The 19,776-nt window shown below is 67.5% G+C and carries 18 protein-coding genes; 9 read left to right on the top strand and 9 right to left on the bottom strand.

The features are described from left to right. The first annotated feature begins 54 nt into the window (after window positions 1-54). The 3 genes from OSH07_RS11610 to OSH07_RS11620 all read left to right on the top strand — a co-directional run bounded on the left by OSH07_RS11610 (window position 55) and on the right by OSH07_RS11620 (window position 2,722). Window positions 55-717, top strand: coding sequence for a response regulator (locus OSH07_RS11610; protein WP_266338813.1), 663 nt, complete (start codon window positions 55-57; stop codon window positions 715-717). Beyond that, window positions 714-2,048, top strand: a complete 1,335-nt coding sequence (locus OSH07_RS11615) for an ATP-binding protein (RefSeq protein ID WP_266338814.1) — start codon at window positions 714-716, stop codon at window positions 2,046-2,048. Before OSH07_RS11610 ends, OSH07_RS11615 begins: the two co-directional genes overlap by 4 nt. Window positions 2,049-2,134: 86 nt before the next feature. Further along, on the top strand, window positions 2,135-2,722 hold the full coding sequence (locus OSH07_RS11620; protein WP_266339078.1) for an IMPACT family protein: 588 nt from the start codon (window positions 2,135-2,137) through the stop codon (window positions 2,720-2,722). A gap of 60 nt (window positions 2,723-2,782) precedes the next feature. Here the strand turns inward: OSH07_RS11620 and OSH07_RS11625 are convergent, their stop codons facing one another. The 9 genes from OSH07_RS11625 to OSH07_RS11665 form a co-directional block, all read right to left on the bottom strand. Next, window positions 2,783-3,625 (bottom strand): carbohydrate ABC transporter permease, encoded by an 843-nt coding sequence (locus tag OSH07_RS11625; protein ID WP_266338815.1) that lies wholly within the window; start codon window positions 3,623-3,625, stop codon window positions 2,783-2,785. Further along, complete coding sequence (locus tag OSH07_RS11630; RefSeq protein WP_266338816.1) at window positions 3,625-4,509, bottom strand: carbohydrate ABC transporter permease; 885 nt, start codon at window positions 4,507-4,509, stop codon at window positions 3,625-3,627. Before OSH07_RS11630 ends, OSH07_RS11625 begins: the two co-directional genes overlap by 1 nt. Window positions 4,510-4,519: 10 nt before the next feature. Continuing rightward, a complete protein-coding gene (locus tag OSH07_RS11635) occupies window positions 4,520-5,515 on the bottom strand; it encodes a LacI family DNA-binding transcriptional regulator (RefSeq protein ID WP_266338817.1) in 996 nt (331 codons plus the stop codon). Window positions 5,516-5,542: 27 nt separating this feature from the next. Beyond that, window positions 5,543-6,823, bottom strand: coding sequence for a sugar ABC transporter substrate-binding protein (locus OSH07_RS11640; protein ID WP_266338818.1), 1,281 nt, complete (start codon window positions 6,821-6,823; stop codon window positions 5,543-5,545). Window positions 6,824-6,959: 136 nt separating this feature from the next. Then, entirely contained in the window at window positions 6,960-7,895 is a 936-nt protein-coding gene (locus OSH07_RS11645; RefSeq protein ID WP_266338819.1) for a nucleoside hydrolase, read from the bottom strand. Between the two features lie 347 nt (window positions 7,896-8,242). Next, the gene (locus OSH07_RS11650; RefSeq protein WP_266338820.1) at window positions 8,243-9,553 is read right to left on the bottom strand and encodes an aspartate aminotransferase family protein; all 1,311 of its coding nucleotides are present in this window, start codon (window positions 9,551-9,553) and stop codon (window positions 8,243-8,245) included. Between the two features lie 23 nt (window positions 9,554-9,576). Beyond that, on the bottom strand, window positions 9,577-10,464 hold the full coding sequence (locus tag OSH07_RS11655; RefSeq protein WP_266338821.1) for an amidohydrolase family protein: 888 nt from the start codon (window positions 10,462-10,464) through the stop codon (window positions 9,577-9,579). Beyond that, window positions 10,461-11,258: an IclR family transcriptional regulator gene (locus OSH07_RS11660; protein ID WP_266338822.1), complete on the bottom strand. Its 798-nt coding sequence runs from the start codon at window positions 11,256-11,258 to the stop codon at window positions 10,461-10,463. Before OSH07_RS11660 ends, OSH07_RS11655 begins: the two co-directional genes overlap by 4 nt. A gap of 184 nt (window positions 11,259-11,442) precedes the next feature. Then, complete coding sequence (locus OSH07_RS11665) at window positions 11,443-12,435, bottom strand: P1 family peptidase (RefSeq protein WP_266338823.1); 993 nt, start codon at window positions 12,433-12,435, stop codon at window positions 11,443-11,445. Between the two features lie 350 nt (window positions 12,436-12,785). Between OSH07_RS11665 and OSH07_RS11670 the strand changes: the two genes are divergently transcribed. The 6 genes from OSH07_RS11670 (at window position 12,786) to OSH07_RS11695 (ending at window position 19,686) form a co-directional block, all read left to right on the top strand. Continuing rightward, window positions 12,786-14,108, top strand: coding sequence for an ABC transporter substrate-binding protein (locus OSH07_RS11670; RefSeq protein ID WP_266338824.1), 1,323 nt, complete (start codon window positions 12,786-12,788; stop codon window positions 14,106-14,108). 164 nt (window positions 14,109-14,272) lie between these two features. Continuing rightward, a complete protein-coding gene (locus tag OSH07_RS11675) occupies window positions 14,273-15,220 on the top strand; it encodes a carbohydrate ABC transporter permease (RefSeq protein WP_266338825.1) in 948 nt (315 codons plus the stop codon). Continuing rightward, complete coding sequence (locus OSH07_RS11680; RefSeq protein ID WP_266338826.1) at window positions 15,217-16,032, top strand: carbohydrate ABC transporter permease; 816 nt, start codon at window positions 15,217-15,219, stop codon at window positions 16,030-16,032. Before OSH07_RS11675 ends, OSH07_RS11680 begins: the two co-directional genes overlap by 4 nt. Window positions 16,033-16,057: 25 nt before the next feature. After that, window positions 16,058-17,365 (top strand): S-methyl-5-thioribose kinase, encoded by a 1,308-nt coding sequence (mtnK, locus tag OSH07_RS11685; RefSeq protein WP_266338827.1) that lies wholly within the window; start codon window positions 16,058-16,060, stop codon window positions 17,363-17,365. Between the two features lie 6 nt (window positions 17,366-17,371). Beyond that, a complete protein-coding gene (mtnC, locus tag OSH07_RS11690) occupies window positions 17,372-18,067 on the top strand; it encodes an acireductone synthase (protein ID WP_266338828.1) in 696 nt (231 codons plus the stop codon). After that, window positions 18,064-19,686: a glycerol-3-phosphate dehydrogenase/oxidase gene (locus OSH07_RS11695; protein ID WP_266338829.1), complete on the top strand. Its 1,623-nt coding sequence runs from the start codon at window positions 18,064-18,066 to the stop codon at window positions 19,684-19,686. The genes mtnC and OSH07_RS11695 overlap by 4 nt, the downstream gene beginning before the upstream one ends. The last annotated feature ends 90 nt before the right edge of the window (window positions 19,687-19,776 follow it).

Below are 19,776 nucleotides of genomic sequence, written 5' to 3' on the forward strand. Positions count from 1 at the left end.
CGGACGCGATCTGGCAACAGCCTCGCAAAGGCAAGCAGGCAAAGGGAAACGAGAATGCGCGTTCTCGTCGTCGAAGACGACCCGATCCTTCTCGACGGCATCAAGGTCGGCCTGGCGCTCGGCGGCGTGACCGTCGATGGCGTCGCGACCTGCGCCGATGCGCGCGCGGCGCTCGCCACCTCGCGCTTCGACGCGATCGTGCTCGACCGGATGCTGCCGGACGGCTCCGGCCTCGACGTGCTCGGCGAGATGCGCGGCGCGGGCGACACGACGCCGGTCGTGCTCCTGACCGCGCTGGATGAAACCGCCGACCGGATCCTCGGGCTCGACAGCGGCGCCGACGACCATATCGGCAAGCCCTTCGATCTGGACGAGCTGGCGGCAAGGGTGCGGGCGGTGGCGCGCCGCAACGCCGGCCGCGCCGCTCCGCTGATGCAGGCCGGCGCCATCGCGCTCGACCCGTCGACGCTCTCGGTCACCGTCGCCGGCGAGCCCGTCTCGCTGTCGCGACGGGAGTTCTCCGTGCTGGCCGCGCTGATGGAGCGACCGGGAACGGTCCGCTCGAAGAGCGAAATCGAGGACCGGCTCTATGGCTGGCAGGAAGAGGTCGAAAGCAACGCGGTCGAGGTTCACATCCACAATCTGCGCAACAAGATTGGCCGAACTGCGGTCGAAACCGTGCGCGGCCTCGGCTATCGCATCCGGTCGGCGACATGAACTCGCTGAAGCGGCGCCTTTTCGCCATTCTGGTCGCGGCGACCGGCATCATCTGGCTGGTCGCCGGGGCGTGGATCTATGTCAGCAGCCGTTCGGAACTCGAGCATGTGCTCGACACGAGGCTGCAGGAAGCGGCGCGAATGGTGCATTCGCTCGTCGACGGCCACAACCTGCCGGCCTCCGGCGGTGCAGGCGGCCAGGCCCTGCTCCTGCCCGAGACTTCCAGCTACGAGCGCCAGCTCTCCTGCCAGATCTGGTCGCTGGACGGCCGGCTCGTCGCCCGCTCGACCGGCGCGCCAGCCGTGCAACTGGCCGACAATGTGGACGGATATTCGGACCGGGTCGTCGCCGGCGAATCCTGGCGGGTCTATTCGATCGAAGATCCGGTCAAGCGCGTGCGCGTCATGGTGGGCGACCGCATCGGCCTGCGCCAGAAGCTCGTCACCGACCTGATCATCGGCCTGCTGGCGCCGGCGCTGCTGATGCTGCCGGTGCTCGGCCTGCTGATCTGGGCGAGCCTCGGACGCGGGCTGCGGCCGCTACGCGACATGGCCGAAGACCTCGAGCAGCGCGACGCCGAGGACATGCGCCCGCTCGACGCCGGCAAGCTGCCGACGGAACTGCAGCCGCTCGCCAGAGCGCTCAACGCGCTGTTCGACAAGGTCGAGGCGGCGCGCCGGCACGAGCGCGAGATCACCGCCTTCGCGGCGCATGAACTGCGCACGCCGCTCGCCGGGCTGAAGACCCAGACCCAGATCGCGCGCGCCGCCTCCGACCCGGCGGTGCGCGACCACGCGCTGTCGCAGATCCTCGTCTCCGTCGACCGCACGACGCGGCTGGTCCGCCAGCTGCTGGCCCTGACCAAGCTCGAGGCGGAAAGCCCGGTCGCACGGACGCTGTCGCACCGGGCCTCCGACCTGCTGGCGGAAATCGTCTCGACCAGCCCGCCGGCGGCGAACATCCGTGTCGACATTGACCCGGCGCTCGCCGAGATCCGCCTGCCCGGCCCGCGCGAGACCTGGATGCTGGCGCTCCGCAACGTGCACGAAAACGCCATCCAGCACATGCCGGAGGAGGGCGTCGTGTCGTGGCGGCCCATGCCGGGCGCGACCGGCATCCTGATCGCCGACCAGGGGCCCGGCATTCCGGACGAGGAACTCGATCTCGTCACGCAGCGCTTCTATCGCGGCCGCAACCGGAGCCCCTCCGGAACCGGGCTGGGCCTCACCATCGTCGCGATCGCCGCCCAGCGCCTGGGCGTCGGGCTCGAACTCAGCAACCGGACGGACGGAACCGGCCTGCAGGTCGCCTTCATCCTTCCCCGTTCCTGACGCGAAGCGGGCGGCAGCAGCTTGATCGCCGGCGCCACACCGCGCATGGAAGAGCGCGCGCGGCTGGAAAGACGACCATGACGACGATGTTCACCCTGGAAGGGACGGAAACCTTCCGGCAGGAAATCCGCAAGAGCCGCTTCATCGCGGCGGCCGGCCCCGTCTCGTCGGAGGCCGCGGCGAAGGAATTCATCGCCGCTCATTCCGACCCGGCCGCGAACCATAATTGCTGGGCGTGGAAGATCGGCCAGAGTTATCGCTTCAGCGATGACGGCGAGCCGAGCAGCACCGCCGGGAAACCGATCCTGCAGGCGATCGAGGGACAGTCGCTCGACGGCGTCGCGGTCGTCGTCACCCGCTGGTTCGGCGGCATCCTGCTCGGCGGCGGCGGCCTGATCCGCGCCTATGGCGGCACAGCGGCAACCTGCCTGCGCGCCGCGGCGAAGGTGCCGATCATCCGCACCCGCGAGGCGACGATTGCCTGCGGCTTCGGCGATCTGGCGCTGCTGCAGACGCGGCTTGCTGCCCATCCGGCGGCGCAGGTGCTGACGCAGGCCTACACGGCTACAGGCTGCGAACTCGTCGCAGCGATCCACGAGGACAGGGTCGAGGAGATCCGCCAGATGGTCGCCGACTTGACCAGCGGCCGGGCAACGATGTCCCGCGCCGTCTGAACCGGCCCCAAAACACAGAGAAAGGGGATGCCGACCGCCCCCCGCTCCATGTGATCGGCGCTATTCCTTGCTGCCGCTCGAGGCGACCGAGGCCGTGAAATAGCGCTGGAAGACCAGCAGGATCACCAGCGGCACGACGGAGACGACCACGGCGGCCGCGAACATCGAGCCGAAATCGGTTGAAAACTGGCCGGCGAAATCGGCGATGGCGACGGCGGCGACCTTGTAGTCGGGATCCGGAGCGATCAGCAGCGGCCAGAGGAAGGCCTGCCACTGGAACACGAACAGGATCAGGCCGGCCGAGATAAGCGCCGGCTTGGAAAGCGGCAGGTAGATGCGGGTGAAGATGCCCCACCAGCCGAGTCCGTCGACCCGCGCCGCGTCGGAAAGCTCCTTCGGGATGCCGAGGAAGAACTGCCGCAGCATGAACACGGCGAAGCCGTTGCCGATGCCGGGCAGGATGATGCCGAGATAGGTGTTCTGCATGCCGAAGCTGCGGAACAGGCTGAGCAGCGGCACCGCGATTGCGTCGAACGGCACCAGGAAACTGACGATGACGATCGAGAAGATCGCCCGCTTGCCGGGAATTTCGAGCCGCGCCAGCGCGAAGGCCGCCATCGAGCACATGACGAGCCCGAGCACGATCGTCGCCAGCGTGACGATGACGGAATTCATCATCGCCCGGGCGAAGGGGCCGCTCCAGACATTGATGAGGTTGTCGAAGGTGATCCGGTTCGGCACGAACATCCAGAGGCTGACCTCAGAGATGTAGCGGAAGATGTCCTCGCTCGGCCGGAGCGACGAGATCAGCGCCCAGTAGAGCGGCGCCATCGACAGCGCCGCCACCAGCACGGCGCCGAAAAGCGCGAAACGCGACGACTTCACGGTATCGGCCTGGGTCATCACGCGCCCCTCCCCCGCATCATTCGGAACTGGATCAGCACGACGACGAGCACCACCGCGACGAGGATGACCGTCGCGGCGGCGCCACCCTTGTCGTCGCCATAGACGAAGGTTCGCGTGTAGATCTCGGACATGATCAGATTGGTGGTTTCCTCCGGCCCGCCGCCGGTCAGGATCTGCACCGGCGCGAAGACGAGAAAGTTCGCGACGGTGTCGGCGACGAGCACGAACAGGAGCGGCCGGCGCAGCATCGGCAGCGTGATGTTCCAGAGCTGCTGCCGGCGATTGGCGCCGTCGAGCCGGGCGGCCTCGTAGAGCGAGACCGGAATGTCCTTCAGACCGGCGAGCAGGAACGTCATCCAGTAGCCGCAGCCGACCCAGCTCACCACCACCATCAGGCTCGGCATCGCCTGGGTCGTCGAGGTGAGGAAGCCCTGCTCCGGCAGGCCGAGCGACACCAGCACGGCGTTGATCGGCCCGTCGGGCCGGAGCGCGACGCCCCAGATGATCGCCGAGATGCTCTGCGGGATGACGACCGGCAGCAGGATCAGCGTCCGCCAGACGCCGTCGAGTTTCATCTTCTGGTTCATCAGCAGCGCCATCGCCAGGGCGAGCAGGATCTGCAGCGGGTTGATGACAATCGAGAAGATGGCCGTACGGAACAGCGAGTTCAGGAAGGTCGGGTCCTGGAACAGATAGGAGTAGGTGGCGAGGTCAAAACCGCCACCCGGCTCGTCGGAGGTCAGCGAATGGACCAGCGCGATCCCGGCCGGCCAGAGCCGCAGCACGATCAGCGCGATGAAGACCGGACACAGCATGAGCAGGCCTACCAGGGCCTCGTTGTGACCGATCCATGCAAACCGGCTTTGTCGAACGCGCGTCATCCAATCGTCCTCAGAAGGGGCGCGCTTCGCTGAACGAAGCGCGGAAAACCACATCCGCTGCGAGGCGGGCCGACGAGACCCGCTCGCCGGCAATGCGTCTCAGCAGCATGTCGACCGCCATCTCGCCCATCCGGCGAGTCGGCTGGACGATCGCCGTGATCGGCGGGTTGTAGAGCTGAAACAGCGGCACATCGTCGAAGGTCGCGATGGCGATCTCCCGGCCGACGCCGGTGCCCGCCTCGGCAGCGGCCAGCAGAAAACCCTGCGTCATCAGGTTGTTGGTAAGAAAGATCGCATCGGGCATGTCCTGGCTCAGGGCGGCGAAGGCAGCCTTGCCGCCGTCGACCGTGAAATTGCCGGCGAACTGGTGCCGCGGCTCGAAGACAAGCCCGCTCGCCTCGCCGGCCCGCACCATCCGCGCCGTGCGCTCCCGCGCCACGCCAACGCCGTCCGGCCCGCGCACGATGCCGACGCGGCGAAAGCCGAGTGCCGCCATCCGCCGGGCCAGCGCGCGGATCGCCGGCTCGGGATCGACGTCGACGGTCGGCACGTCGAGCCCCGGAACCTTGCGGTCCAGGAAGATCATCGGCGTTCCACCCTCATGCAGCTCTGTCAGCATCGCGTTGCGATCGCGGCTGGGCGCGACCAGCAACCCGTCCACGCCGCGCTCGATCATGATCCGCAGATATTCGGTCTCGTGGCTCGGCTCCTCGTCGGAATTGCCGACGATGACGCTGAAGCCCCTGGCGCGCGCCGCCAGTTCGACCGCGTAGGCCAGGTCGGTGAAGAAGGGATTGAGGATGCTCGGAACGATCAGGCCGATCGTCCGGGTCGTCTTGCTGCGCAGCGCGCGCGCGATCCCGCTGGGGCGGTAACCGACGCGCGCCGCCGTCTCGACGATCCTCTGCCGGACCTCCTCCGACAGTCCAGGCTGCCCGTTCAGGCCGCGCGAAACCGTCGAAGGCGCGATGCCGAGGGCGAGAGCGATGTCCTTGATGGTGGCCAAGGGCATCCCTCCCCCTCTGGCGCCGGCTTACTTCAGGCGGCCGAAGGTTGCCTTCAGCTGCTTCTCGGCCCGGTCGAGCGTCGCCTTCGGGTCGGCGCCGTTGCGGACGTCGCTGAACGCCTTGTTCATGACTTCCTCGAAGGCGACATAGCCGATGGTGCGCGGACGGCTGACCGAGGTCTTCGACAGTTCATAGGCGAGCAGGTCGCCATAGGGGGCCGTCGAAGCACCGCCGAGCTTGGTCTGTTCCTCGACGTTCTTGACGAAGGCAGCCTTGTTGGCCGGCGGCAGCGGGTTGGCGGCCGTGGTCAGCAGCGCGCCCTCGTCGTCGATCGTCGTATAGGCGGCGAACTTCAGCGCCTCTTCCGGATGCTTGCTGTGCGGGCTGATGCCGACCGCCCACGAATCCGTCGCCGTGACCGGCTTGCCACCCGTGAAATAGGGATGCGGCGCGATACCCCACTTGAGGCTCTCGGACTTGCCGAAATCGTAGAAGTTCCACGGGCCGGCGACGAAATAGGCGATCTGGCCATTCAGGAACAGGGGCGACATCTGCTCGGCCGGGATGCCGCGCGGCGACAGGCCCGACTTGTAGAGATCACCGTACCAGGTCAGGGTCTCGACCCATTTGGGGCTGTTGACGTCCGGCGTCAGCAGGTCGTCGCCCTTCAGGCCCGAGCCCGCGCCGCTCGATTCGAACAGCGGCTGCAGCTGGTAGTAGCGGTCGACCTGCTCGAAGCCGAAGCCGTACTTGGCGCCGGCCGCCTGCGCCTTCTTGGCATTGGCAAGCAGCTCGTCCCAGGTCATGCGCTTCGCCGGATCGGCCGAGGGCGGCTCGATGCCGGCCTTCTCGAGCAGTTCCTTGTTGTAGAAGAGCAGCTGCGTCGAGGTCCATTGCGGCAGCGCGTAGAGCTTGCCGCCGGCGCTGGTCGCCGAAACGGCCTCCGGCGTCGTCGCGGCGGTGACCTTCTCGGTCTCCGACGACAGGTCCTTGAGCAGGCCGCGCTTGGCGAGAGCCGGCACGCGCGGCTCGTCGGCGCCATAGATGTCGATGCTGTCGTCGCCGGCGCCGATGCGGGCCTGGATCTGCGCATTCAGCTGGTCGAAGGGCACGATCTGCTGGCGGATCTTGATACCGGGATTGGCCTTCTCGAACGCCTCGATCGCCGGACCGTAGGTGCGCTCGTTCTGCGCATGCAGGAAGTTGATGGTGACGTCTTCGGCCTGGGCCGGCGCGAGCGACAGGGTCGCTGCCCCGGCGAACAGGATCGCCGCCGTCAGTCTTAGGGTAAGCGAACGATGCTTCATGTTGGTCTCCTCCCAAAAGACCCGGAGATGCGATCGATTTTCCTGGATCGAGCGCCCGGGCGTCGAACAGTGGGCCGGCGGATCGCTCCGCCGGTATTCCAGGACCTGTTTCCGGCCGTGGCGGCCGTCCGCCGGCCTATTTCGACTTCGCGAACGCCGCGAGCTTCACGAAGAAATCGCGGAAGATCGCATCGCGATCGATCCGGTGGACGTAGCGGATGAGGTGGCGCGAATTGTCGAAGCTCCACGTCACTTCCGGGGTGAGGATCGGGCTCGGCACCAGCGTCGAGGGGGTCCAGCTGGCGTCGATCAGGTAGGCGACCGGCGCCATGTCCCAGATCGGCTTCGACCAGCCGATATGCTTGTCCTCGTCCTCGTAGCCCTTGACGCGGCCGGCGAGGAAGGCGCCGAGCGGACCCGACGGCTCGACATAGCGTTCGAGCTCGGGAATCGTGGTGCTCAAGGTCGAGACGACGCCCTCGCAAGGCAACATCACCAGCGGCACGCCGCTGTCGAACAGCACGCGGGCGCCGGGGACGTCCTGCTTCAGGTTGAACTCGCGCGTATGCGGCCACTGGAACGAATGGCCGCCCAGCCAGCAGACGACGATCCTGTCGATGATGCGCGGCTCGATCATGATGGCCGAGGCGACATTGGTGATCGCCGCCAGAGCGATGATGTAGAGCGGGTCCTCCGGGGTCGAGGCCATGGCGCGCGCGATCAGGTCCTCCACCGCCGCGTTGCGCTGTGGCTTCAGGCCGGCGCCGACATAGTCGGTCGAGCCCTTGAACACGAAGCCGTCCGCCGGGCGGCCCATCAGCTCGAGCAGGCGGAGGATTTCCTCGTAGCTCTTCTCCATGCCGTCGGCGGGGCCGGTCGAGCGCGAATTGAAATAGGGAGCCGCATAGATGGCTTCCGTCGTCATGCGATCCTCGGAAAGAAGCGCGTAGACGATGGCGAACTGATCATCGATCTCGTTGAACGTATCCGTGTCGATCACGACCCGGGCCTTGCGGACATGCGGCGCGAGGCGGGCAACCCGGACGCTTTCGTCGATGGCCGGAAAATTCATCTTGGGACTCTCTCCTCCAGGTTACGCAAACGTTTGCGTAGCATCTACAGAACGCCGGGATTTTTGAAATATTCCCAGCGAACGACAAGACGGAGCGCAGCAAAGCCCGAAGCGCCCGAAAGTGCAAGTCCGGGTTTACACTTTGGGATCCAAACTAAATACACGGAGTGTTCCGCAGACATCGACGGAACGAATTCCTGGACTTGATGCATCGCAGCATCGACTGCTGCGATGCAATATCTCGATGTCTGGCGGGATTGCCCTGAAGATGGCCGGCGGCCAAGACTGTTCCGGCCGAAGCGGCGCGACGATCGGCCAAGCCGTCGCGCTGGAGATCCCGCGCAGGGCTAGCGCAGGGTCTTCAGCACCGTCTCGGCGATATCGAGGGTGCGCTCGACATCGGCCAGCGTATGCGCCGCGCTGATGTGATTGCGCTTCAGCGCCATGGGCAGCATGAAGATGCCCTGGTCGACCATGGCACTGCGGAACGCCACGTCGCTGGCGTTGTCGTTGCGCAGCAGGTCCTCGTAGCGGTCGATCGGCCCGTCCATGAAATAGGGCGTGAACACCGAGCCATAGCCGCCGACCGTCATCCGGATGCCGAGGCGGTCCGCGATCGACTGGATACCGCTGCGCGCATGCTCGCCGAGCGCGAACAGGTGCCGGTGCACCGAGCCGTCCTCCATGGCGGCGATGGTGGCGAGCGCCGCTGCCGCGCCGACCGGGTGGCCATTATAGGTGCCGCCGACGAACACCTTGCCGCCGGGCGCCGTCGAGAACTGCATCATCAGGTCGCGACGGCCGGCGATCACGGCGCAGGGATAGCCATTGGCGATCGCCTTCGCCATGGTGGTGAGGTCCGGCGTGACGCCGAGCTTGGCCTGGTAGCCGCCGAGGCCGTGGCGAAAGCCGGTGATCACCTCGTCGAACACCAGGATGATGCCATGCGCATCGCAGATCTGGCGCAGGCCCTCGACGAAGGCCTGGGTCGGCAGCACGCAGCCGATATTGTGCGGGATGGCCTCGAGGAAGATCGCGGCGATCTCGCCGGGATGGGCGGCGATCGTCCGTTCGACGGAATCAAGGTCGTTGAAGCGGCAGATCAGCGTGTTCTCGACCGCATCGGCGAGCTGCCCGGCGCATCCCGGATCCTTCTGGCCGATCTTCTCGGCCGGGGTGATGACGTTCATCAGCAGATAGTCGTGCCAGCCATGGAACGTGCCCTGGAACTTGATCAGCTTGGTGCGGCCGGTGACGCCGCGCGCCAGGCGCACCGCCATGTAGGTCGCTTCCGAGCCGGTCGAGAAGGCGAGCGCCATCTCGGCCGACGGCACATGCTCGACCACCTTCTCGGCGAGCTGGATCTCGCGCTCCGTGACGCCGACGCCGACCATGTCGAGGCCCTCGATCGCCTCGGCCACGGCGGCGGTGACGCCCGGATGCCTGTGGCCGAGCACGATCGGCCCGAAGGCGGCGTGATAGTCGAGGAAGGTGTTGCCGTCGACGTCGCGCATATAGGCGCCCTCGGCCCATTCCCACGCCATCGGGCGGGCGAGGCGGCGCGTGGCGGAATTGACCCCGCCCGGGATCACCCTTGTGGCGCGGGCATAGAGATCGGCGGAATTCTGGAACGTCATGGCAGAGTTCTGAAAGGTCATGGCGGAATCCGGGTCCTGTGGCGTCAGTTCAGGCCGAGCAGCGCCAGGCTGTCGCGGTGGATGATCTGCTCGATGCGGTCGAGCGGGACGCGCGGCAGCCTGGTGCCTTCGACGATCGCGTTGACGTTGCACAGGCCTTCGAGGGTCTCGGCCGGCGTGGTGATCGGGTAGTCAGAACCGAACAGGATCTTGTCGAGCACGTTCCACTCGGTCGCCTTGATCATCGCCTCGTAGAATGTGTAGGGGCGGTAGAGCAGGCCCGAAATGTCGGTGAAGACGTTCGGATGCTTGCGCACCACCACCGCCGTATCGACCGTCCAGGGATGGCCCATATGGGCCATGACGATCTTCAGATTGGGGTAGCGCATGGCGATCTCGTCGACGACCAGCGGATGGGCCGAGGCGATCGGCGCCATGCGCACCGCCGAGGTGCCGATGTGGAACAGGATCGGCAGGCCGTGCTCCTGGGCATACTGGTAGATCGCCAGCGCCCGGCTCTCCAGCGGATCGAAGATCTGGTAGTTGGCGCCGAGCTTGACGCCGCGCAGCCCGAGATCGACCCGGCTGCGCTCCATCTCGTCCAGCGCCTTGCGGTCATGCGGGTGCACCGCCATGAAGCCGATCAGCCGATCGGGGAAGGCGCGGACGAAGGCGGCGGTGGAATCGTTGACGCCATCGGCGACGTCGCCGACATCGCCGAAGCCATTGGTGCCGCCAACGCGTTCGCCGGGCTCCCAGGCGATGCCGAAGACGATGGATTTTTCGGCCGGCGCCTGCGCCGCCATGTAGTCGTTCCAGCTGTAGTTGCCCTGCACCGGGCGGTCGGGCCGCCAGGCCGTGTTGATCACCAGCTTGTCGGCGGGAACGCGGTCGCGGAATTGCGGCGTGTGACTATGGACGTCGATGATCATCGGGCAGGCTTCCTGGCAAGATATCCGAGGGCGGCGGAGATGCGGGCGGCGTGCTCGCGCACGACCCCGACGAGATCGCGCATGGCGGCTTCGTCGAGGCGATAAGTCGGCCCGGAATTGCTGATCGCGGCGACGACCTTGCCGGTGTGGTCGCGGACCGGCGCGGCGACGCAGCTCAACCCGTCCTCGATCTCCTCGTGGTCGACCGCGTGGCCGAGCGCCACGATCTGGCGCAGATGCGCGCGCAGCGCCGCGGGGTCGGTGATGGTGCGCTCGGTGTGCTTCTCGAAGCCGATCCTCTCGATCAGCGCCTCGCGCGCCGCTTCGTCCTGGAAGGCGAGCAGGATCTTGCCGACGCCGCTGCAATGCAGCGGATCGCGGAAGCCGACATAGGACGACATCCGCACCGCGCGCTTGCTGTCGATCTTGTCGATGCAGAGCGCCGACCGCTCGTTCAGCACCGACAGGTGCACCGTCTCGCCGGTCGCTTCCGCCAGCTGCTCGATGATCGGCCGGGCGACGCGCTTGACGTCGAGATCGCCGAGCGCCCGCACCCCGACCAGCAGCGCCAGCGTGCCGAAGCGGAAGGTCTGCCGCTCCGGGTCGCGATCGAGCAGCCCACGCCCGAGCAGAGTCGCCAGCACGCGGAAAACGGTGCTCTTGGGCAGGCCGATGGCGGCCGCGATCTCGTCGGCGGTCAAGGCCGAGTCGCTGGCCGCGAGGCACTGGATCACGTCGATCGCGCGATCCACGGCCCGGATCGAATATCGGTCACTGTCGGCAATTGAGTTCATCTGGTAAACTCACGTTTCATATTTGATAGCGTAGCTGCGAACGCCCGCTTGTCAAGCCGCCAGAGCCCCTCGTCCCGACGCCGAGAACGCCCCGGATGACGGCGCGCGCAGACGAGAACGTCCCCCGGAATCCGATCCGGAGGACGTCATGGTCCGTCTGGAAAATGCGGCGAGCGGCCTGGCGCTACTCGCCCCAGACGTCGCGCCAGGCCGGGAGCGTGCCGGGCTGCGGCAGGGCGGTCGCCTCATGGACGGCGCGAGCCGAGGCGCGGGCGAGCGTGCGCACGATGGCGTCGCCGATCAGCGCCAGGTCGAAGACCGGATCGGCGAGCGGCTTGCGGGCGGTTGCGGTGGCGAAGATGGTGTCGCCATCGAGCGGCGTGTGCACGGGCCAGATGGCGTGCGCGTAGCCGTCATGCGCCATAACGGCGAGGCGCTTGCACTGCGCCTTGGTCAGGACAGCGTCTGTGGCGACGACGGCGATCGTCGTGTTGGCGCCGGACGACAGCCCCTTCAGCGGCGGCCGCGCCGGCAAGGCGGGCAGCGGATGCGGCAAGCCGAGGCCGCCGAACTCGCCCGCCTGCTCGAATGGCGCCGCCCAGAAATGCGGTCCTTCGCCCAGATTGACGGAGCCGCAGGCATTGACCGCGACGAGCGCGCCGACCCGGTGGCCGGAGGCCGCGATCATCGAGGCGGAGCCGAGCCCGCCCTTCAGGTTGACGGTCGTGGCGCCGGTGCCGGCGCCGACCGTGCCGAGCGGAAAGTCGAGCCCGGCCGCCTCGACGGCAGCGTGGCCGAGATCGCGATAGGGCGGAAACCGGCCCCAATCCTTGTCGCCGCCATTCAGCAGGTCGAACAGGACCGCGCCCGGCACGATCGGGACGCGGGCGGTGCCGACCTCGAAGCCAACCCCGCGTTCGGCGAGCGCGGCCATGACGCCGGAAGCGGCGTCGAGCCCGAACGCCGAGCCGCCGGAAAGCACGACCGCATGGATGGCGCCGACCGTCTCGTGCGGCTCGAGCAGATCCGTCTCGCGCGTTCCCGGGCCGCCGCCACGCACATCGACCGAGGCGACGGCGGCCTCATCGAACACAACGACGGTGACGCCGGAGGCAAGTCCGAGGTCGGTGGCGTTGCCGACCCTGAGGCCCGGAACGTCGGTGATCAGATTGCGCATCGGGACGGAAACCTCGCAGCCAGCATGATGGCCGCCCAGTCGACGGGCGTTCGCCCCCAGCGTCAAGCCGGCGCAGATCGCCGGCCCGCGGCGGATGCGACAGGAGGCCGGCTCGGATGCTGCGGGCGGCCGAAGAGTTCGACAGCCGAAATAAGTCGCTCATGCTAGCGAAGGCCAGGGAGAACGCCGCGGGCTGGCCTCTAGACGAATGTGATAGAAAATAATCCTGAATATCACTTTGCATTGGAATTAAATGCTTCGACGACGCAGGGCCGTTCGAGGAGACTTCGGCCCGAAACGAGTCCCGGCCACCATGTTGGAAGCGCGGGCGGAGCAGGAGAGACAAACCGATGTCGCGGTCGCGCAACGAGTTCGGCGGCGTAAGCCGTCGCGGGTTCCTTCAGGGTGCGGCCGCCGCGGCCATGCTGCCGATCCTGGCCGGTCCCGGCTTCGCCGCCGACAAGCCGCTGGCCGGGCAGAGCCTCAACCTGCTCGTCATCCAGCCGCACACGGTCTCCGGCAACAAGCTGGCCGCCGATTTCGAGGCGGCGACCGGCGCCAAGGTCAACGTCACCGTCGTTCCCTACGACCAGATCCAGGCCAAGGCGACGCTCGACGTCCAGTCCGGCGTCAACGAGTTCGACGTCGTCGACTATTGGTACCCGACCAAGGGCCAGCTCGCCGAGGACGGCGTGATCGAGGACGTGACGGCGTGGATCGAGCGCGACAAGGCCGAGGTCAAGCCGGACGATTTCCTGCCGCTGGTCTACGACGCCTACACGCTGCACGACGGCAAGCGCTTCGGCCTGCCCTATGATGGCGACGCGCATCTCCTCTTCTACAACAAGGAGATCCTCGACCGGAACGGCGTCGCCGTGCCGAAGACCTGGGAAGAATACCTCGCCGCGATCGAGAAGATCACCGCCGCAGAATCGAAGAACGGCATCTATGGCGCGGCCGTGCTCGGCGGCAAGGCGCCGATCATCATCGGCTCGAGCTACGCCAACCGCCTCGCCGGCTTCGGCGGCAAGTTCCTGAACGACGACGGCAGCTCGGCGCTCGACAGCGAGGCGGCGGTCGCCGCCGCCAAGGCGCTCGTCGCCGCCAATCCCTACGCTCTGCCGACGCCGCTCGAGACCCGCTTCGAGGAAGGCCTGCCGGCGTTCCTCGGCGGCAAGGTCGGCTTCATCGAGTTCTGGAGCGACCTCGGCGTCTATGCCCAGGATCCGAAGGGCTCGCAGATCGTCGACAAGTGGGGCGTGACGCAGATCCCCGTCGGCGGCAGCAACACCCAGCCGCGCCTGGCGCTGAACGCCGGCTTCGCACTTGGCGTCTCCTCCGGCTCGGCCAAGAAGGACGCCGCCTGGCAGCTGATCAAGTTCGCGACCAGCCCGGCATACCAGGAGGAGCTGCTGCTCCTGACCGGCAGCGGCATCGATCCGGCCCGCCAGTCGCTGCTCGATTCCGACAAGTACAAGGCTTTCGCGCCGCAAGTGCAGGCGGCGCTTTCGAACGCGCTCGGCCAGAGTCTGCCCTGGCCGACGACGCCGGCATCGCCGAAGCTCCAGCAGGCGCTGGCCGACGAGCTGGCGCTGGCGCTCGCCGGCACCAAGACCGCCGAGGAGGCGATCAAGGACGCGCACACCCAGTGGCAGCAGATCCTGGCGGAGTAACGGCTTGATTTGACACGATCCCACCCGCTTTCGCGGGTGGGATCTTTCTTTTGTGACAGAGCATGCTAATGGCGTCGCGACCGTCGCCATGCCATCCGGGCCGGGCGTCGCAATCTGAGATCGCGGCCGGGCGGCTCGAGGCGCCTCGCCGCCAGAGGAAAAGCATGACCAGCATTCCCGAGGCCGAACGCGCCGATCCGGGCCGTCTTGCCGCAGCGCGGGGCAACGCGCCGACCCTGCCGCGCGACTGGCGAAAGTTCCTCTGGGTCGCGCCGCTCGTCGTCTCGCTCCTGGTCACGACCGTCTATCCGACGATCTTTCTTGTTAGCCTTGCGTTAACCAAGAGCACGCTCGGCAAGCCATTCGGCGCCTTTGTCGGCCTGAAGCAGGTCACCCGCGCGCTGCTCGACCCGAATTTCCACAGCGCCGTGCTGAAGAGCATCGCCTTCGCCTTCGCCTCGGCGACGGTCGAGCTCGTCATCGGCTTCGCGCTGGCGAGCCTGTTCGTCGCCCTGCTCAAGGCCGGCCGTTTCCTGCTCACCCTCGTGCTGCTGCCGCTTATGACGCCGCCGGTCATGGTCGGCATCGCCTGGAAGCTGATCCTCGCCCCCTCCGGCGGTCTTGTGAACGGCATCCTGCTCTCCTGGGGCGTCATCGACCAACCGATGTCGTTCCTCGCCAGCCCGACTCTGTCCTGGATCTCGATCGGCATCGCCGACCTCTGGCAGTGGGTGCCTTTCGTGACGATCCTCTGCTTCGCCGCGCTGGTCAGCCTGCCCGACGGCGTGCGCGAGGCGTCGATGATCGACGGCGCCGGCCGCTGGCAGCGCCTGCGGCATGTCATCCTGCCGCTGGTCGCGGCCCCCCTCGCCTCGATCTTCCTCCTGAAGCTGATCATCGGCTTCAAGCTGTTCGACCTCGTCTATGTGCTGACCTTCGGCGGCCCCGGCTTCACCACCACCAACGCCACCTTCGGAATCTGGCGGCTCGCCTTCGAGCAGTTCGACGTCGGCCGCGCCGCCGCGCAGACGCTCATCTTCGCCATCGTCATCGGCATCGTGACGATCCCCGTCGCCAGGCTGCACCAGCGCGCGTCGGAGTATTATTCATGACCCGGCCGTCGATGCGCGCCCTGCAGGTCCTGGCCGCCGTCTTCGCCGTCGGCTTCTTCCTGCTCCCCGTCGCCTATCTGCTCTCTGTCTCGTTCAAGCGGCCGGACGACGTGCTGGCGGGCCGGTTCTGGCCGACCGACCCGACGCTCGCCAACTGGCCGGCGGCGTTCGAGGCGACGTCGCTCTCGACCTTCATCCTGAATTCGGTCGTCGTCTCCGTGCTCTCCGGCGTGCTGACGATCGCCATCACGCTGCCGGCCGCCTATGCGATGATCCGGCTCGGCATCGGCAAGAAGTTCCTGCCGCAGGCGACGCTCGCGAGCTACATCGCGCCGCCGATCGTGGCGCTGCTGCCATTCTTCTTCCTGTTGAAGACGATCGGGCTCCTGAACACCCATGCCGGGCTGATCCTGGTCAACGGCCTCCTCAACATCCCGGTCGCCTTCTGGCTGCTGGCGCCCTTCCTGCGCCGCGTGCCCGTCGAGATCGAGGAAGCGGCGGCGCTCGACGGCGCCGGCCGCCTGCGCACGCTGGTCTCCATCGTCGCGCCGATGATCGCGCCGGGGATCGCCGCCACCTCGCTCATCGTCGTCATCCTGAGCTTCAACGAATTCCTGCTGGCGTCCGGCCTGACGCTGTCCGACAGCATGCGCACGCTGACCGTCGGCATCTCGCTGTTCCAGGGCGACCGACTCGTCAATTTCGGCCAGATGGCCGCCGCTTCCCTTGCCGGCATCGTGCCGATCTATGCCATCGCCCTCCTGATGCAGAAGCATCTGGTCGAGGGTCTTGCGCATGGCGGCGTTAAATGATGTCAAGGCGCGATCAGGAGGATCCATGTCCGCAGTATTGAACGCCCGCACCGACGGCTATCGCGTCCTGGCCCAGGCCGACATCATCCCGCATCTGGCGACCCTGACGGAGATCGCCGCCATCCTCGGCGGCGCCCCGTCCGAATGGACGATCCGCGACGTCGCCGACGGCTATATCAACGCGGTCTATCTCGTCGACGGTCCGAAGGGCGGCATCTGCGCCAAGCAGGCGCTCCCCTGGGTGCGCTATCACGGCGAGAGCTGGCCGCTGGCGGAAGACCGGGCGTTCTTCGAGGCGAGCTACATGCGCCGGCTCGATCCGATCGTCGGCGCGCTGGCGCCCAAGCTGCTGCATTTCGATCCCGTGCTGCAGTTCCTGGTGATCGAGAAGCTCACGCCGCACATCGTGCTGCGCGGCGGCCTGATCGAGGGCCTCCGCTACCCGAAGGCCTCCGCCGATGTCGGCCGCTATGTCGCCCAGGCCGCCTTCCACACCTCCGACCTCGGCGTGCCGTTCGAGCGCAAGTTCGAGGATATCGGCCTCTTCGCCGCCAACCGCTCGCTGCTCCGCATCAGCGTCGACCTGATCTTCCTCGATCCCTACCAGGAGACGTGGCGCAACCGCTTCGTGCCCGAGCTCGACGCCTGGGCCAAGGCGTTCCGCGACGATATCGAGCTGAAGACGGCCGTCGCCCGCCACCGCAGCGCCTTCCTGAGCAACCGCCAGGCGCTGCTGCATGGCGACCTGCATTCCGGCTCGGTGATGGTGACGGAGGACGACACCCGCGTCATCGACGGCGAGTTCTCGACCTTCGGCCCGATCGGCTTCGACCTCGGCGCCTATGCGGCGAACCTGATCCTGAACTGGTATGCGCAGGGCGGCTATGACCGCCCGGCCGATGAGCGCGACAGCCATCGCCAGTGGCTGCTCGAACAGGTCGCCGTGCTCTGGGACAGCTTCCGGCACGAATTCGTCGCCATCTGGGAGCAGAACCCCGACACCGGCGGCGACCTCTACCCCGCCGCGCATTTCTCCGGCCCGGCCGGCGCGGCGCGCCTCGCCACGATCCGGCGCGACTATGTCGACGCGATCTTCGCCGATTTCGTCGCCTTCGCCGCGATCAAGATGATCCGCCGCGTCATCTCCTACGCCCAGATCGCCGATTTTGGCGTGATAGAGGACACGAAGCGGCGCGCCGAGATGCAGGCCGACGCGCTGGCCTTCGCCCGCGAGGTGCTGAAGAACCCGGGCCGCTTCACCGACCTCGGCGCCTTGCTCGACGCGATCCCGCGCTTCGAGGGCACCGGCCTCGATCCGCATGCGAAGGGCTGAGCCGGCATGACCCAGCTGACCTTTTCCCCGGACGTGGTGCTGCTCGACATCGAGGGCACGATCAGCTCGCAGCCCTATGTGATCGAGGTGCTCTACGGCTATCTGCGCCGGCACATGCCGGCCTATGTCGCGGCGCATCGCGACGATCCGGTGATCCAGAAGATCCTGGCCGACACGGTCGTGCTTTCCGGTTCGGATGCCGATCCGGTCGAGACGCTGCTCGGCTGGCTCGCCGAGGACAGGAAGGCGCCGCCGCTGAAGAAGATCCAGGGCCTGATCTGGGAAAACGGCTATGCCGAGGGCGCCTTCAAGGGCCACATCTACGCCGATGCGCTCGCCGTGCTGAAGCGCTGGCACGCCGCCGGCATCCCGCTCTACATCTTCTCGTCCGGCTCGATCCAGTCGCAGGTGCAGTTCTTCCAGTTCAATAGGGCTGGCGACCTGCGCTTCCTGTTCAAGGGCCATTTCGACACCGACACCGGCGCCAAGGTCGAGACGGCCTCCTATGGCAAAATCGCCGAAGCGATCGGCGTCGCGCCGGAGCGGCTGCTGTTCTTCTCCGACAATCCGCGCGAGCTGGTGGCGGCGACGGCGGCCGGTGTCCCCAATGTGCATGTGTTGCGCGAAGACACCCCGCCCGATGCCCGCTTCGCGGAAATCCGCTCCTTCGAAGAGGTGGAACTGACCCCGGGGGCAAGGTGAGCCCCGGCGAACCGACGCTCGACCGGCGGCGGATGGAGGCGGAGATCGCCGCCGACAACCGCTTCGACGCGGTGGTCGTCGGCGGCGGCATCACCGGCGCCGGCACATTTCGCGACCTCGCCCTGCAGGGGCTTCGCGTGCTGCTGGTCGAGCGCGACGATTTCGCCAGCGGCGCCAGCGGCGCCCTCACCCGCATCGCCCATGGCGGCTTCCGCTATCTCGAGCGCGGCGATGTCGGCCTCGTGCGGGAATCGGTGATCGAACGCGACCTGCTGGTCGCCAACGCCCCGCATGTCATCCGCCCGGTTCGCGTCGTGCTGCCGCTCCGCACGCGCCTTGGCGGGCTGCTCGCCGCGCCGTTCCGCTTCCTGAAGCTGATGCCGGGACGCGGCATGCCGGGCGTGGTGCCGATGACGATCGGCGTCCGCCTCTATGACGCGCTGGCCGGCCGCAGGCGGGCGCTCGCCCGCGGCGGCGCGGCGATGGGCGCGAGCGCGCGGCGTCTCTTCCCCTATCTCGGCCAGGCCTTCGCCGGCGCGATCTGGACCCAGGAGGGCCGCATCCACGCGCCGGAACGGATCGCCGTCGAACTGGTCGAGGACGGTGTCGCGGCAGGAAGTGGTTCCGCCGCGCTCAACTATTGCCGGCTTGCCGGCGCCGACGGCTGCACGCTGACGCTGGAGGACCGCCTCTCCGGCGCGACTTTCACGGTTGAGGCCCGCGTCGTCGTCAATGCCGGCGGCGCCCATGCCGACAAGGTGGCGGCGCTGTTCGGCATCACCGGGCGCATGACCGGCGGCGTCGCCGGCATCCATGTGGTCATCGATGCGCCATCGATCGCCGCGAGCCTCAGGGACGACCTGCTGTTCTTCGAGGACCATCACGCCGACCCGGCCAAGCGCCGGCTCTGCGTGCTTTATCGACTGGCCGGAAATCGCCTGCTGCTCGGCACCACCGAATTCGCCTGCGACGATCCGGACGAGGCGACCATCCGCCCGGCGGACGAAGACTATCTGCTCAAGGCGCTCGACGCCGCCCTCCCCGGCCATGGCGTGACGCGAACGGCCATCACCGGCCGGATCGTCGGCGTGCGGCCGCTGATCCGCTCGAAGACGGCCGACCTGACCAGTCGCAGCCGCAGCCACGCCGTCATCCAGCACCAGCCGAAGGGCGTGGCGCTCATCACCATCATCGGCGGCAAGTGGACGACCTTCCGCCGCATGGCCGAGGATGCCGCCGACGCCGTCCTCGCCGAGCTCGGGCGGGCTCGCACCCTCTCGACCGCGCATCTCGCCATCGGCGGCGGCCGCGACTTTCGGCGGGCGGACATCATCCGGGATCTGGTCGCGGGCGGGCTCGACGCCGCGCTCGCCGAGCGCCTGGCCGACACCTATGGCAACCGCGCTTCGCGTGTGGCGGAATGGATCCGGAAGGAAGGCGGCGAGCCGGTCTCGGCCGATGGCCGCCTGACCCGCGGCGAGATCGCCTTCTTCGCGCGGGCCGAACTCGCCGCCACGGCGGAGGACATCGTCCGCCGGCGCAGCGACCAGTTCTTCCGGAGCGACGACCTCGAGACCCTGACGGCGCGGGTCGCCGACGAACTCGATCGGTGGTCATAGGGCGCCTGCGGCCCTCCTCCGCTTGAGGAGGACAGGCAGCGGTGGTGATCGGGAGGTCGGTCTTCACGCGACCGGCCTCCCGTGGCGATC

The sequence above is a fragment of the Kaistia nematophila genome, assembly GCF_026343855.1.
GTDB classification, from domain to species: domain Bacteria; phylum Pseudomonadota; class Alphaproteobacteria; order Rhizobiales; family Kaistiaceae; genus Kaistia; species Kaistia nematophila.